The sequence below is a fragment of the Streptomyces sp. Tue6028 genome (genome assembly GCF_002300165.1).
In the GTDB taxonomy this organism is placed as follows: Bacteria; Actinomycetota; Actinomycetes; order Streptomycetales; family Streptomycetaceae; genus Streptomyces; species Streptomyces siamensis.
Map to the genome: position 1 here is coordinate 1 of NZ_MLCE01000018.1, position 15,374 is coordinate 15,374.

Annotated in this window: 12 protein-coding genes, 1 tRNA gene and 1 pseudogene; 10 read left to right on the plus strand and 4 right to left on the minus strand. The window is 71.0% G+C overall.

Going from position 1 to position 15,374, the window contains the following annotated elements; genetic code table 11:
* A pseudogene (locus BKI49_RS15450) lies at positions 1-552 on the minus strand (SUKH-4 family immunity protein); the annotation flags it as partial.
* Between the two features lie 7 nt (positions 553-559).
* A complete protein-coding gene (locus tag BKI49_RS15455) occupies positions 560-1,555 on the minus strand; it encodes an SMI1/KNR4 family protein (RefSeq protein ID WP_095934862.1) in 996 nt (331 codons plus the stop codon).
* Between the two features lie 229 nt (positions 1,556-1,784).
* Between BKI49_RS15455 and BKI49_RS15460 the strand changes: the two genes are divergently transcribed.
* Positions 1,785-2,288, plus strand: a complete 504-nt coding sequence (locus BKI49_RS15460) for a YwqJ-related putative deaminase (protein ID WP_095934863.1) — start codon at positions 1,785-1,787, stop codon at positions 2,286-2,288.
* 67 nt (positions 2,289-2,355) lie between these two features.
* On the plus strand, positions 2,356-2,847 hold the full coding sequence (locus tag BKI49_RS15465) for an SUKH-3 domain-containing protein (RefSeq protein WP_095934864.1): 492 nt from the start codon (positions 2,356-2,358) through the stop codon (positions 2,845-2,847).
* A 769-nt stretch (positions 2,848-3,616) separates the two neighbouring features.
* Here the strand turns inward: BKI49_RS15465 and BKI49_RS15470 are convergent.
* On the minus strand, positions 3,617-4,945 hold the full coding sequence (locus BKI49_RS15470; RefSeq protein WP_095934865.1) for a sensor histidine kinase: 1,329 nt from the start codon (positions 4,943-4,945) through the stop codon (positions 3,617-3,619).
* Positions 4,946-5,374: 429 nt separating this feature from the next.
* On the opposite strand from BKI49_RS15470, the gene BKI49_RS15475 reads away from it, so the two are divergent.
* From BKI49_RS15475 to BKI49_RS15505, 6 genes are all read left to right on the plus strand, one after another.
* Positions 5,375-5,445, plus strand: a tRNA-Gln gene (locus BKI49_RS15475).
* 139 nt (positions 5,446-5,584) lie between these two features.
* Entirely contained in the window at positions 5,585-7,033 is a 1,449-nt protein-coding gene (gene glmU, locus BKI49_RS15480) for a bifunctional UDP-N-acetylglucosamine diphosphorylase/glucosamine-1-phosphate N-acetyltransferase GlmU (protein ID WP_095934866.1), read from the plus strand.
* Between the two features lie 122 nt (positions 7,034-7,155).
* Entirely contained in the window at positions 7,156-8,130 is a 975-nt protein-coding gene (locus tag BKI49_RS15485) for a ribose-phosphate diphosphokinase (protein WP_095934867.1), read from the plus strand.
* A 217-nt stretch (positions 8,131-8,347) separates the two neighbouring features.
* Positions 8,348-8,947: a 50S ribosomal protein L25/general stress protein Ctc gene (locus BKI49_RS15490; protein ID WP_095934868.1), complete on the plus strand. Its 600-nt coding sequence runs from the start codon at positions 8,348-8,350 to the stop codon at positions 8,945-8,947.
* A gap of 130 nt (positions 8,948-9,077) precedes the next feature.
* Positions 9,078-9,689, plus strand: a complete 612-nt coding sequence (gene pth, locus BKI49_RS15495; RefSeq protein WP_037766549.1) for an aminoacyl-tRNA hydrolase — start codon at positions 9,078-9,080, stop codon at positions 9,687-9,689.
* 267 nt (positions 9,690-9,956) lie between these two features.
* The gene (locus tag BKI49_RS15505; RefSeq protein WP_095934869.1) at positions 9,957-10,454 is read left to right on the plus strand and encodes a hypothetical protein; all 498 of its coding nucleotides are present in this window, start codon (positions 9,957-9,959) and stop codon (positions 10,452-10,454) included.
* A gap of 152 nt (positions 10,455-10,606) precedes the next feature.
* Here the strand turns inward: BKI49_RS15505 and ppc are convergent, their stop codons facing one another.
* Entirely contained in the window at positions 10,607-13,339 is a 2,733-nt protein-coding gene (gene ppc, locus BKI49_RS15510) for a phosphoenolpyruvate carboxylase (protein ID WP_095934870.1), read from the minus strand.
* A gap of 344 nt (positions 13,340-13,683) precedes the next feature.
* Here ppc and BKI49_RS15515 point away from each other — a divergent pair, with 344 nt between their 5' ends.
* Together BKI49_RS15515 and BKI49_RS15520 are read left to right on the plus strand one after the other, a co-directional pair.
* Entirely contained in the window at positions 13,684-14,691 is a 1,008-nt protein-coding gene (locus BKI49_RS15515; RefSeq protein ID WP_095934871.1) for an acyl-CoA desaturase, read from the plus strand.
* Positions 14,688-15,365, plus strand: a complete 678-nt coding sequence (locus BKI49_RS15520) for a TetR/AcrR family transcriptional regulator (RefSeq protein ID WP_095934872.1) — start codon at positions 14,688-14,690, stop codon at positions 15,363-15,365. The genes BKI49_RS15515 and BKI49_RS15520 overlap by 4 nt, the downstream gene beginning before the upstream one ends.
* The last annotated feature ends 9 nt before the right edge of the window (positions 15,366-15,374 follow it).

The following is a 15,374-nucleotide window of genomic DNA, read 5'->3' on the forward strand; positions in this document are numbered from 1 at the left end:
GGCGGGCGCGCCCGCCGGCACGGCGTCCCGCGGCGGGGCAGGCTCGTCGGCCGCCGCGGCGGGCCACGGCGTCCCCGCACCCGGCGTCGACGGCGCACCGGGCGCGGAAGCGGCGGCCGGCCGGCCCCCCGCCCCGTCGGACCCCTCGGAGCCCCCGGACCCCGAACGCCGGTCCGGAATACCCAGCTTGTCCGCGGCTTCCTGCAGCCATTCCGGCGGGCTCAGCAGGAACGACGTCTGGTTCAGGTCGACCCGGGCCGGAGGCGCCGGTGCCGGTTCCGGGGAGGCGTCCGCCACCCCGTACTCCTCCTCGAACCGGCGGATGACCTCACCCACCGGCAGCGCGGGCCACAGCGTCGCCTCACCGCTGTCACGCGCGATGACCAGCCGCTGCGCGCCCCCGTCGGAGCGGGGGCCGTCGGCGCGGTCCTCGCCCCACACCACGAAACCGAGTTCGAACTCCCGCACCCGCACCTCACGGTGCTGGTACGCGGCCACGTCCCCGTTGATCCACTCTTCCGCGCGCTCCTGCGCCTGCGCGAAGGTCACCATCGGACGTTCACTCCCCCACCGAAGACACTGAAGAGACGGGCACGGCGCGTGCGAAACCGCCGTCCACCATCAGGTTCGCCACCGTCTGGAGCTCCGGCGGATTGCCGGCGAGCCGGGACAGGAACTGGTCGAAGTCCGCGCCGCACGGCAGCAGCAGACGCTGCACCCGCTCGGCCGGCGGCCAGGCGTCCTGGTCGCGGGCGTCGTCGTACGCGCAGAACCAGACCGAGCCGATCCCCTCGCCCTTCACCTTCACCGCCAGCAGACCGCCCTGCACGAATCCGACGCCCAGGTAGTCCTTGGTCAGATGGTCGCGCAGGCACTTGTTGACGTAGACGAGGTCGTTGACGGCGGCCTCGTCGCGCACCGTGAAGAACGGCTGGTCCACGAGCAGTCCGAGCTCCGCGTCGAGCGCGGCGCCCACCGGCGCGCAGCCGCCCGCCGCCTTCAGGAAGGACCGGTAGGCGCCCGGCAGCCGGTAGCCGAGGTCCTCCTCGACACCCAGCACCTGCTGTTCGGTCACCGCGACCGACGACTTCGGCAGCCCGAAGTGCGCCGGACGGGTCTCCTGCAACGGCCGCGTGCCCCGCTTGTCGTGGTCGACCATGGCGGTCGCGATGCCGCCGTGGTGCCGCAGCAGCGCCTTGACCTCGACCGGTACGAGTTCGAGCCGCCGGGTGCCCACCACGTGGTGCCAGGTCCAGCCGTGCGGGGTGGCCACCGCCGGGATCGTGTCCCACAGGTCATGGCCGGTCGCGGCCAGCGCGGCGTTCGCGGACACGTAGTCCGTCAGCCTCAACTCGTCGACACCGAAGCCCTCCGGGGGCTCGGCGATCTCCGCCGCGGCACGCGCGTAGAGCGAGAAGTCGGGGTAGCCGTGCGCGTCGACCCGAACGCCTCTGGGATGGCGAGCGGCCCGGACCGGGTCCGGGAAATGCACGACCTGCCCGGCGTAGGCCGCGTTCGGCGGCGCGGCTTGCTGCCCGAGCCGACCTGTCGTCATGGCGGTTGCCCCCTGCGGCGTTCTCAGTAGCTGGATGGATCGCGGATGTCGACAGCCTATGCGGTTGTACGACACCGGTCACCGGGCCTCCGGTTCCGTGACCTGCCGTCACCCCGCCGTGACCGTACGACGAAGCCCGGGCGTGTCGCACCGCCCCAGCTTCCGCACCTGCCACGCCATTTGGCAGTCTGTCTCCGCACCGGGGGATGCATGGGAGGGAAGAACGATCATGAACGCGACGCATACGGGCACGTCCGGGGACCCTCGGGTCGGCTGGAGCAGCGCCGAGGCGCCTCAGGCCCCCGCCCTCCTGCACCGGCGCGACGGAATACTCCCCACCGTCGCCGCCGCGCTCTCCGTGCGCGGCGCCACGCTCACCGGCACGGCGGCCCGCGGCGACCAGCCACCCTCGCTGCATCCCCTCGTCCAGGACTTCCTCGACACCCTCACGAGCGCCCAACGCGACCGTTACACCGGCCGCTGCGCCGAGGCGATCCTCATCTCCCGGCACATCGCGTCCATCGACGCCACCCGCAGCAAGCGCGCGGCACGTAAACCGATGACCAACGGCGAGGCACGCAAGGCGCTCAAGCAGGCCAAGCTCACCGCCCGGCGCATCCGGGAGGACGGCGACCCGCTGCACGGCAGCTTCGCCGAGCCCTGCCGTTCCTGCACGGCGCTCAGCGACCACTTCGGCGTCCGCATCGTCGACCCGACGACACCGGACGAGTGAACTCCGCCACCCCGTACGACGGCGTCCCCCCACGCCGATGTCCCGACCCTCGACGAACGAAGGGCAGATGCACGCCGACCGCTCCTCCACACGCTTCTCCGTCCCCGTGGACGCCGCGCTCCGCTCCGCGGGGTGGCAGCCCGGACGCTGGGACATAAAGCAGGCCGAGTACTGGGCCGACGCGCTGCGCGGGCACGAGTCGCCCGCCGGGCACCGGCACACCGTGTTCCCGGCCGCGGTGGAGGCATGGGCGGAGTTCGGGGGCCTGCGGGTCGCCGCGTCGGGGCCGGGCCGGCAGCTCGCCCCGGCCGCGGTGCATCTCGACCCGCTGCACGGGCTCCACATGGCGCGCACGCTCGGTGATCTCGGGCGCGCCCTGGACACCGTGGTGTGCCCACTGGGCGAGGAGGCCGACTCGCGTGCCCTCCTCGCCATCGACGCGGAGGGCCGTGTCTACACCCTGGACCACACCGGGGACTGGTACCTCGGCCCCGACATCGACACCGCCCTCACCACCCTGCTCTCCGGCACGGAACCCACCCGCCTGACAGCGGTGTAAGCCCCCCTACACCGGCCCCCACAAGCCGTCCAGCACCCCAGGGCTCCGCCCCCGCACCCCCGATCGGCCTGAACGGCCTCGTCCTCAAACGCCGGACGGGCTGAAGGTGGCTCTCTGTCCTCAATGCGGGGCGGGGCAGACGGTGCCGCTCGGGTGGGAGGGGAAGGGGGACGCACCCGCCCCCCGTAAGCCGCCCGCAACCGGACGAGATCGGCCTGAACGGCCTCGTCCTCAAACGCCGGACGGGCTGAGGGTGGCCCTCTGCCCGCAATCCGGACGGGCTGAAAGGTGGCTCCCTGCCCTCAATCCGGGACGGGACGGGAGCTGCCGCCGGACGGGCTGAAAGGTGGCTCCCTGCCCTCAATGCGAGGCGGGGGCGGGCAGACGGTGCCGCACAGATGGCATGTGGCGGGAACCCGCGATGGACGCACCCGCACTCGCCATCTCACCGAAGGGGCCGTGCCGGTGCATCACATGCCCGTTGCGGACGGCAACACGAACCCACCGCACTGACACACCGGAAAACACAAGGGCTGCAACGGGCGGATCACCGGCACGGACCCGACCCACCCACCGGACCGAAGGCGACCGAACCACCCACCGGCGGAACGCGCACGGCCCCGACCCACTCACCAGACAAACGGCGACCCACCCACCGGACCAGAGGCGGGGCCCACCCACCGGACCGGCAGCAACCCACCCACCAGACCGGCGGCGCCCCACCCACCGGACCGGCGGCGAAACGGCCACGGCCCGGCGGGCCCGACGCCTACGCCGGGATGACGGCCGACACCCGGAACCCGCCCGCATCCGTCGGCCCCGACACGAACACACCCCCCAGAGCGGCCACCCGCTCCTTCATCCCCAGCAGCCCGTTCCCCCCGCTGGGCAGCCGCACGGACGACACGTCCCCCGGCTCCGGCGGGCACTCGTTCTCCACCTGCATGGCGATCTCCGAGACCCGGTGGGCGAGCCGGACGTGCGTCTTCGCGCCCGCCGCGTGCTTGTGCACGTTCGTCAGCGCCTCCTGCACCACCCGATAAGCGGTCTGCTCCACCGCGGGCGCGTAGTCCCGTACGTCCCCGTGCACCGACAGCTCGACCACCATCCCCGCCGCGGCCGACTGCCCCACGAGCTCGTCCAGCTCGGCGAGACAGGGCCCGTCCACGGAGTCGTCGGCCGCCCGCGACGCCGCCGCCGCGGCCGCCGCCCCCACAGCCGCGAGCGGCACGGAGGGCACGGGGGCCACCGCCGCGGACGAGGCCCGCGCGTCCGCGCCCTCCCCGGTCCGCAGCACGCCGAGCATCTCGCGGAGCTCGGTCAGCGCCTGCCGCCCCATGTCCCCGACGAGCGCCGCGTTCTTCACGGCCTTCTCCGGATCCTTGCGGGCCACGGCCTGGAGGGCGGCGGCGTGCACGACCATCAGGGACACCCGGTGCGCGACCACGTCGTGCATGTCCCGCGCGATCCGCGTCCGCTCCTCGTTGCGGGCCCACTCGGCCCGCTCCTCGGCCCTCTCGGCGAGCAGCTGGAGCTCCCGCTCCAGCGAGTCCGCGCGCTCCCGCAGGCTCTCCATGAGCCTGCGCCGCGCCCCCACGTAGAGCCCGAGGAGCACGGGCGGAGCGGTCATGCCGATGGCGGTCGTGATGGAGATGAAGGGGACGAACCAGTCCCCCATGGTCACGTCGCCGCGCACCACCCCCTGGTGGGCACGCACGAACGTGACGATGAGCATGCCGGCGAAGGACATCCCCGCCAGCGCCCCGATGATGCGCCGCGGCAGTTCGGACGCGGCGAGTGTGTACAGCCCGACGAGTCCCATCAGGAACCCCATCTGGGCGGGTGTGATGGCGATGGACACGAGGACGACGGCGATGGGCCACTTCCGCCGCAACAGCAGCACCGACCCGGCGATCGCCCCGAACGCGACTCCCACCGGAACGGGCAGTCCCGCGTCGTTCGCGAACCGGACTCCTTCTCCCGCGCACTCGGCCGCCGACGCCAGCGCGAGGCCTCCGTCGAGCACCGCACTGCGCCACCTGACCCACCACCACGGCCCGGTCCCGGCCGTGGTGTGCTCTTCCCCCGTCGTGGTCATGTCTCCAGCCTACGGGCGTGCCCCGCCCCTTTTCCGGTGAGTTTCGGCTACTGGCCTACACCACACCGTGAAATCGAACAGAAGCGAAACTCCCCGTTATCCCTCGAACTGCTGAATCGATCACCGTTCGACCACGGAACGCCACATTCCGCCCGGCCGGTATGCCCGGAGCACTCCCTCCCACCCAGGCCTGACCGCCGGCCCACCCAGGCCGAACCACCAGCCCAGCCGAACCGGACCACCCGCTCACCGGAACCGGACCACCCGCCCGCTCACCGAAGCCGGGCCACCCGCTCGCCGAAGTTCACGGAAGTTCGCCGAAGTTCGCCGAAGCACGCACTCGCACCGTCGCACCGAAGGCGCCCGGTACGGCATAGTGTTGTCCGCGCACTGCGCCGATCAACCAATACGGACATGGCGCGCGATCCATCCCGGGTCGTCTAATGGCAGGACAAATGGTTTTGGTCCATTGAATGAGGGTTCGATTCCTTCCCCGGGAGCCGGCACCGAGTGGGCCCTGACGGCATCGTCAGGGCCCACTCTCATGTCGCTCCTGATACGCCCCGGTATCCTGCGGATGTCCACACCCCCCGAAGACCCCGAAGACCCCGCAGTCATCCGAAGCCGAAGGGCAATCCCGTGAGCGCCAATCGCCCGGCAGCCGTCGTCGTCCTCGCAGCGGGTGAGGGCACCCGTATGAAGTCGGCCACACCCAAGGTCCTGCACGAACTGTGCGGCCGTTCCCTGGTGGGTCATGTACTCGCCGCAGCCCGCGAGTTGGAGCCCGAGAATCTGGTCGTCGTGGTGGGTCACGCGCGCGAGAAGGTCACCGCGCACCTCGCCGGGACCGACTCCGGCGTACGGACGGCGGTGCAGGCCGAGCAGAACGGCACCGGGCACGCCGTGCGGATGGGCCTGGAGGAGCTGGGCGGCCAGGTGGACGGCACCGTCGTCGTGGTCTGCGGCGACACCCCGCTGCTGAGCGGCCGGACGCTGCGCGAGCTCGCCGACACCCACAGCGCCGACGGCAACGCGGTCACCGTGCTGACCGCGGAGGTCCCGGACGCCACCGGTTACGGCCGCATCGTGCGGGACGGCGCGAGCGGCGCGGTCACCGCGATCGTCGAGCACAAGGACGCGAGCGAGTCGCAGCGGGCGATCCGCGAGATCAACTCCGGGGTGTTCGCCTTCGACGGGCAGCTCCTCGCGGACGCGCTCGGCAAGGTGCGCACGGACAACAGCCAGGGCGAGGAGTACCTGACCGACGTCCTCGGGATCCTGCGCGAGGCGGGGCACCGCGTGGGGGCGGCCGTGGCCGGCGACCACCGGGAGATCGCCGGCATCAACAACCGCGTACAGCTGGCCGAGGCGCGCCGGATCCTCAACGACCGGCTGCTCACCGAGGCGATGCTCGCCGGGGTGACGGTCGTCGACCCGGCGACGACGTGGGTGGACGTCACGGTCACGTTCGAGCAGGACGCGATCGTGCACCCGGGCACGCAGCTCCAGGGCGCGACGCACCTGGGCGAGGGCGCCGAGGTCGGCCCCAACTGCCGTCTGACGGACACCACGGTGGGCGCGGGAGCACGCGTCGACACCACGGTGGCGAACGGCGCGGAGGTCGGCCCGCAGGCCTCGGTCGGCCCGTTCGCCTACCTCCGGCCGGGCACGCGCCTGGGCCCGAAGGCCAAGGTGGGCACGTACGTCGAGACGAAGAACTCCACGATCGGCGAGGGCACCAAGGTGCCGCACCTGTCGTACGTGGGAGACGCGACGATCGGCGAGTACTCGAACATCGGCGCCGCGAGCGTCTTCGTGAACTATGACGGAAAGGACAAACACCACACGACGGTGGGCTCACACTGTCGCACCGGTTCGGACAACATGTTTGTGGCTCCCGTCACGGTCGGGGACGGCGCGTACACCGCGGCGGGCTCGGTGATCACCAAGGACGTGCCGCCCGGTTCACTGGCCGTGGCCCGTGGCCAGCAGCGGAATATCGAGGGTTGGGTGGCCCGCAAGCGTCCGGGAAGCGCGGCCGCGAAGGCGGCCGAAGCGGCTTCCCGGGAGCAGGACGGCGAAGCCTGACCGGAAACAGGCACGTCTGACACGGCGTACCGTGATAAGTGCACATCCGCACCGTGCACCCGCATCCCCAGCTGAGACCACCTCTCATCACCCAGCTGAGACACCTCTGAGGAGACAGTGCTGTGACCGGGATCAAGACGACCGGCGAGAAGAAGATGATGTTCTTCTCCGGCCGCGCCCACCCCGAGCTTGCCCAGGAGGTCGCCCACCAGCTGGGTGTCGGGGTCGTCCCGACGAAGGCCTTCGACTTCGCGAACGGCGAGATCTACATCCGCTACCAGGAGTCCGCCCGCGGCGCCGACTGCTTCCTGATGCAGAGCCACACGGCTCCGATCAACAAGTGGATCATGGAACAGCTGATCATGATCGACGCTCTGAAGCGGGCTTCCGCGCGGAGCATCACCGTGATCGTGCCGTTCTACGGTTACGCGCGCCAGGACAAGAAGCACCGCGGACGTGAACCCATCTCGGCGCGTCTGATCGCGGACCTGATGAAGACGGCGGGCGCGGACCGCATCCTCACGGTCGACCTGCACACCGACCAGATCCAGGGCTTCTTCGACGGCCCGGTGGACCACCTGTTCGCGCTGCCGATCCTCGCGGACTACGTGGGCGCCAAGGTCGACCGGTCCAAGCTCACGGTCGTCTCGCCGGACGCCGGCCGGGTGCGGGTCGCCGACCGCTGGTGCGACCGTCTGGACGCGCCGCTGGCGATCGTGCACAAGCGCCGTGACAAGGACGTCGCGAACCAGGTCACCGTGCACGAGGTCGTCGGTGACGTGAAGGGCCGCGTCTGCGTCCTGGTCGACGACATGATCGACACCGGCGGCACCATCTGCGCCGCCGCGGACGCGCTGTTCGCGCACGGCGCCGAGGACGTCATCGTGACGGCCACGCACGGCGTGCTGTCCGGCCCGGCGGCCGACCGCCTGAAGAACTCCAAGGTCAGCGAGTTCGTCTTCACGGACACCCTGCCCACCCCGGGCGAGCTGGAGCTCGACAAGATCACGGTCCTCTCGATCGCGCCGACGATCGCGAACGCGGTGCGTGAGGTGTTCGAGGACGGCTCGGTGACGAGCCTGTTCGAGGAGCAGTAGGCCTCGCCCGCACCGGTCGACGGACCGGGCCGGCCCCGGTCCGGCTAGATCGATTTCGGATACGGCCTCCCCGCCGCGTAAGCTGTCACAGTTGCTCGGCGAGGGAGGCCGTTCCGCGTTCAGATGCGGACACGGCGGTCCGTTATCGACGCGCTCTTCGTAGCAGGCCGATGGTTTGGCCGGGTGACCCCAACCCCGAGATCTACGAGGAGTGAAGATGTCCGAGGTCAAGCTCACCGCCGAGACCCGTACCGAGTTCGGCAAGGGTGCCGCCCGCCGCGTCCGCCGCGAGAACAAGGTTCCCGCCGTCGTCTACGGTCACGGCACCGACCCCATCCACGTGACGCTGCCGGGCCACGAGCTGCTGCTCGCGCTGCGCACCCCGAACGTCCTGCTGTCCCTGGACATCGAGGGCAAGAACGAGCTCGCGATCCCGAAGGCCGTCCAGCGCGACGCCATCAAGGGCTTCCTCGAGCACGTCGACCTGCTCATCGTGAAGCGCGGCGAGAAGGTCACCGTCGAGATCCCGGTCCACGCCGAGGGCGAGCTGGCCGCGGGCGGCAACCTGCTCGAGCACGTGCTCAACACCCTGCCGGTCGAGGCCGAGGCCACCCACATCCCGGAGTCGGTCACGGTCTCCGTCGAGGGCCTGGAGGCCGGTGCCTCCATCCACGCCAAGGACATCACGCTGCCCAAGGGCACCACGCTGGCGATCGACGAGGACGCGGTCGTCCTCCAGGTCCTGGCCGCGCAGGCCGAGGAGCCCTCCGCCGAGGGCGAGGAAGAGGCCGCCGCCGAGGCCGGCGCCGAGGCCTGATCCCCGCCGGGATCTCTTCCGTCAGCCGCCGCTCCCTCGTGGAGCGGCGGCTGCCGCGTATCGAGAGCACGGCGCGCCGGCAGGACCCGCCGGGTATCCGTCGCCGGGACCCGGCGCGTATCAAGGACACATGGGAGACACGGACGTGACGACCGACGCCAATGCCCCCTGGCTGATCGTGGGCCTCGGCAATCCCGGCCCCGAGTACGCCATGAACCGCCACAACGTGGGCTTCATGGTGGCCGATCTGCTGGCGGAGCGGATCGGCGGGAAGTTCAAGCGGGCCGGCAAGGCCCAGGCGCAGGTGATCGAGGGGCGCATCGGCCCGCCGGGACCGGCGAACCGCCGGGTGGTACTGGCGAAGCCGATGTCGTACATGAATCTGTCCGGTGGCCCGGTGAACGCGCTGCGCGAGTTCTACAAGGTGCCGGTGGCGAACATCGTCGCCGTCCACGACGAACTGGACATCGACTACGGGGTGCTGCGCCTGAAGCTGGGCGGCGGCGACAACGGCCACAACGGGCTGAAGTCGATGACGAAGGCGATGGGCCCGGACTATCACCGGGTGCGGTTCGGGATCGGCCGGCCGCCGGGCCGTATGCAGGTCGCGGACTTCGTGCTGAAGGACTTCGCGTCGGCGGAGCGCAAGGAGCTCGACTACTTCGTGGACCGCGCGGCGGACGCCGTGGAGTGCCTGGTGATCGAGGGCCTGGAGCGGGCGCAGGGCACGTACAACTCCTGAGCGGACGCGGGCCTCGGACCCGGGCCCGGCCGGGCTCCCGCGGCCGCCCGGGCGGGACGCTCGCACGCCGGACCGCCGGGACGCTCGCACGCCGGACCGCCGGGACGCTCGCACGCCGGACCGCCGGGACGCTCGCACGCCGGACCGCCGGGACGCTCGCCCGCCGGACCGCCGTCCGCACGCACCGGCCGACGCGAGCGGCCGATGTACGCGCACAACTGCCGACTTGTCCCCCAGCGGAGTTGACCGAGCGCGCGGCCATGGCCAATGATCCCCGCCATGCCTGCCGTCACCTCCAGTCAGAGCGCGTTCGCCGCGCTGCGGTTCGGGCGGCTCGCGGCGATGGGCACGGTCGCCGGGCTGATCCTCGTCGCGGGCGTGTGGGCCTCCTGGGGCACCGCTCAGCACGTGATGCTCGGCAAGGGCCGGGAGCAGGGCACGATGGTCGTGAGGACCTGCTCGGACGGGCGCTGTTCGGGCCCCTACACGCCGGTGTCGGCGGGTTCGAGGGCCCGCGCGCGCGTGACGATCGACCAGTCGGTCGCGGTGAAGAAGGGCCGGACGTACACGGTCACCGTGAAGCCGGGCAGCGACGACGTCGTCCGCAGCGGCCCCGCCGGTCTCCTCTACTCCTGGGTGCCGCTCGCGGGTGCGCTGCTGCTCGCCTCGGTCGTGGTCGCGGGCGGTCTGCGCCTGACGCGTGCGGCGTGGGCGATGGCGGGCACGGGCGTCGCCCTGCTGACGGTCACCTTCCTCCTCCTGTGAACGTCCGGGGCGCCCGGTCCCCCTCCTGCCTGTGAACGTCCGGGCGCCCGGCCCTCCTCCTGTGAGCGCACAGCCGCCCCCGGTCCTGGTCCGGTGAACGCCGAAGGGCGTCCCCACGCACGCGTGGGGACGCCCTTCGTGCACGGGTGCGGTCAGCCGGTGTTGCGCAGCCCCGCCGCGACACCGTTGACGGTCAGGAGCAGCGCCCTCGACAGCAGCGGGTCCGGCTCCTCACCGGCCGCCGCCTCGTCGCGCTGCCGCTTGAGCAGCGCGACCTGGAGGTAGGAGATCGGATCGAGGTAGGCGTCGCGGATGGAGAAGGTCTGCTGGAGCACCGGGTTGGTGTCGAGCAGCTTCTCGCCGCCGGTGACCCGCAGCACCTCGCGCACCGTCAGGTCGTGCTCCGCCTCGATGGTGGCGAACACGTGCTTGAGCTCGTCCGGCACGAGGGTGTCGACGTAGTGACGGGCGATCCGCAGGTCCGTCTTGGCCAGCGTCATCTCGACGTTGGAGAGGAAGTTGCGGAAGAAGTGCCACTGTTCGTGCATCTCGTCGAGCACGGTGTCCAGGCCCGCTTCCCGCAGCGCCTTCAGGCCGGAGCCCACACCGAACCAGCCGGGCACGATCTGCCGGGACTGGGTCCAGCCGAAGACCCACGGGATGGCGCGCAGTCCGTCGAGCGAGACGCCCGAGCCGGGGCGGCGGGAGGGCCGCGAGCCCAGGTGCAGGTCGGCGAGCTGGTCGACCGGCGTGGAGGCGAGGAAGTACGTCGGCAGGTCGGGGTCCTCGACGAGCCGCCGGTAGGCGGAGTGGGCGGCGTCGGAGACGACGTCCATGGCGGCGTCCCAGCGGGCGAGCGCCTCGTCGGACTGGCGCGGCGCGGTGTGCAGGGCGGACGCCTGGAGCGTGGCGGCGACGGTGAGTTCCAGGTTCTCGCGGGCCAGCGAGGGCACGAGGTACTTGTCGGAGATGACCTCACCCTGCTCGGTCACCTTGATCTCGCCCTCCAGGGTGCCCCAGGGCTGCGCGAGGATCGCGTCGTGCGAGGGGCCGCCGCCGCGGCCGACGGTGCCGCCGCGGCCGTGGAAGAGCCGCAGCCGCACTCCGTAGCGGTGGGCGACGTCGCGCAGCCGGCGCTGGGCGCGGTGGATCTCCCACTGCGAGGTGGTGATGCCGCCGAACTTCGAGGAGTCGGAGTAGCCGAGCATGACCTCCTGGACGTCCCCGCGCAGCGCCACCAGACGGCGGTAGGACGGGTCGGAGAGCATGTCCTCCAGGATGGTGTCGGCGGCCTTGAGCTCGTCGGTGGTCTCCAGCAGCGGCACGATGCCGATCTTCGCCCAGCCGGCGTGCAGGTCGAGCAGACCGGCCTCGCGGGCGAGGACGGCGGCGGCGAACACGTCGTCGGCGCCCTGGCACATCGAGATGATGTACGACTCGATGACCTCGGGGCCGAAGATCTCCAGGGCCTTCTTGACCGTCTCGAACACGCCGAGGGTCTTCTGCCCCGCGGCGTCGAGCGGCGCGGGGGTCGGGGCGAGCGGGCGCCGGGACCTGAGCTCCTTGGCGAGGAGCTTGGCGCGGTAGTCGCGCGGCATGTCGGCGTAGCGCCAGGACTCCTCGCCGAGGCGGTCGAAGAGCTGGCCGAGCGCGTGGTGGTGGGCGTCCGCGTGCTCGCGCACGTCCATGGTGGCGAGCTGGAGGCCGAAGGCGGCGAGGGTGCGGATGGTGCGGTTCATCCGGCCGTCGGCGAACAGGCCTCCGCGGTGCTCGCGCAGCGAGGTCTGGATGAGGGTGAGGTCGCGCAGCAGCTCGGCGGTGCCGAGGTAGTCGCGGCCCGGCTCGTGCGCGGTGCCCTTGGCGAGGCGCTGCTTGGTGTTCTCCAGCTTCTGCCGGATGCAGGTGGCCTTGAGGCGGTAGGGCTCCTCGGCATTGAGGCGCTTGTAGCGGGGGCTGATCTCCGGGAGGAGTTCGAGGTCGCTCCGCAGGGAGTCCAGGAGCTCCTCGGTGGCGCCGGTGTAGCGGATGGAGTTCGACAGGAAGCCGCGCAGCTCGTCGATGAGGTCGAGGGCGTCATTGATGCCGTGCTCGTGCTGGAGGATCAGGACGTCCCAGGTGACGGCGGGGGTGACGTTCGGGTTGCCGTCGCGGTCGCCGCCGATCCAGGTGCCGAAGGTGAGGGGCCTGGTCTCGTCCGGGAGGACGACGCCGACGCGCTCCAGCTCGGAGGTGAGGTCCTCCAGGACGTCGCCGACGGCACCCGCGTGGAGCTCGTCGAGGTAGTAGATCGCGTTGCGGGCCTCGTCGGCGGGTTCCGGGCGGACCACGCGCAGCTCGTCGGTCTGCCACACCAGGTCGATGTTCTCGGCCAGCCGGATGTCGTAACGGCGGCGGTCGGACTCGATGACCGGGGTTTCCAGGAGGGCCGCGATGCGGCGCAGCTTGTTCAGGACGGAGCGGCGCGCCGCCTCGGTGGGGTGGGCGGTGAAGACCGGGCGCACATTGAGGTTCTTGACGGTCTGCCTCAGGTGCTCGGGGTCGGCGTCCTTGAGCCGGTCGGCCGTGCGGGCGAGGAGACCGCCCTCGGCGGCCCGCCTGGCGCCGAGCTCGCGGCCGCGGTGGACCTGCTCGGTGACGTTGGCGAGGTGGAAGTAGGTCGAGAAGGCGCGGACCAGCTTGGCCGCGGTCTCCAGTTCGGTGCCGCGCAGCAGCTCGGCGGCGGCCTCGCCGTCCTCGCGGGTCAGTCGGCGGACCTTTTCGACCAGTTCCAGCAGCTCGGGACCTTCCTGGCGGACAAGCGTCTCACCGAGGAGGTCACCCAGTCGGCGGATGTCGGCGCGCAGCTCGCTGCTGGTCGTCGTGGTCTGGTCGTCGGCACTGCTCACAGGTGCGGCTCCTTGCAGTGTTGAAGCTCGTCTGAAGAGTGGGGAATCTCGTTCGAAGCTCGTCTGGGAGGGAACCCGGGTGGCGACCGCGCGGCGGGTGCCGCTTAGGGACGTGGCATCCGGGAAGAAAACAGAACGGACCGCGCTGTCCGACCGACTCCAAGGATAGGTGTCCATGCGGACGCGCAGGCTCACGGGCTCTTGCCGCCGGGCTACGCGCTGCCATACTTACGACGCCGTAGGTTACGCAACCGTAGGGACTCCCGTCAGACGGCGGGGGGACTCTCGGATGCCGGACCCGGCTCTTCTCCTCTCCTCACCCTCGAACCCCACAGGGGACGCCCATGACCACGAGCTCCGATGTGATCGACGACGCCCCGGAGGCGAACGACTCCCCGCTCCCGTCCGCCACCCTGGGCGGCGAGCAGAAGCGGTCACTCGAACAGATCACGCTTCTTCTCTTCATCACCGTCCCGTTCCTCGCGCTGCTCGCGGCGGTGCCCCTGGCCTGGGGCTGGGGGGTGAGCTGGCTGGACCTCGGTCTGCTGGTGTTCTTCTACTACCTCGGCTGCCACGGCATCACGATCGGTTTCCACCGCTACTTCACGCACGGTTCCTTCAAGGCGAAGCGGCCCCTGAGGATCGCTCTGGCGATCATGGGTTCGCTGGCGGTCGAGGGGCCTCTGGTGCGCTGGGTGGCCGACCACCGCAAGCACCACAAGTTCTCCGACGCGGAGGGCGACCCGCATTCGCCGTGGCGTTTCGGGGAGACGGTCCCGGCCCTGATGAAGGGCCTGTGGTGGGCCCACATCGCCTGGATGTTCGACGAGGAGCAGACCCCGCAGGAGAAGTACGCGCCGGATCTGATCAAGGACCCGGCGATCCGTGCGATCTCCCGGCAGTTCGTCTTCTGGACGGCGCTGTCGCTGGCCCTGCCGGCGCTGATCGGCGGTCTGGTGACGATGTCGTGGTGGGGCGCCTTCACGGGCTTCTTCTGGGGCTCGCTGGTGCGGGTGGCGCTGCTGCACCACGTGACGTGGTCGATCAACTCGATCTGTCACGCGGTGGGCAAGCGCCCGTTCAAGTCGCGTGACCGTTCCGGGAACGTGTGGTGGCTGGCCGTGCTCTCCTGCGGCGAGTCGTGGCACAACCTCCACCACGCGGACCCGACGTCCGCGCGGCACGGCGTGGAGCGCCGGCAGCTGGACTCCTCGGCGCGGATCATCCGCTGGTTCGAGCAGCTCGGCTGGGCGTACGACGTGCGCTGGCCGTCACGCTCCCGTATCGATTCCCGCCGGAATACGGACGGGACGGGCTCCCGGCGCAAGACGGAAACCGCCGACGCGGCATGATTGACGGCGTGGCGACCGACTCCAGCACTCCGAGCAGCAACGACAAGCCGCGGCGTGCGCGCCGCACCCGCATGACCGGTGCCGAGCGTCGTCAGCAGCTGCTGGAGATCGGCCGCACCCTGTTCGCGGCCAAGGGTTTCGAGGGCACGTCGGTGGAGGAGATCGCGGCCAAGGCCGGTGTCTCCAAGCCGGTGGTGTACGAGCACTTCGGCGGCAAGGAGGGCCTGTACGCGGTGGTCGTGGACCGCGAGATGCGGCGGCTGCTGGACATGGTGACCAGCTCGCTGACCGCAGGGCATCCGCGGGAGCTGTGCGAGCAGGCCGCCTTCGCCCTGCTGGACTACATCGAGGAGTACACGGACGGCTTCCGCATCCTCGTCCGTGACTCCCCGATCCCGCAGTCGACGGGCTCGTTCGCGTCCCTGATCTCGGACATCGCCACCCAGGTGGAGGACATCCTGGGCCGGGAGTTCAAGAGCCGCGGTTTCGACCCGAAGCTCGCGCCGCTGTACGCGCAGGCGCTGGTCGGCATGGTCGCCCTGACGGGCCAGTGGTGGCTGGACGTCCGCAAGCCCCGCAAGGCGGAGGTCGCGGCGCACCTGGTCAACCTCGCCTGGCACGGTCTGGACGGCCTGGAGCCGAAGCCCCGCCTGATCGGGCACCGCAAGTCCTAGAGGGGACCG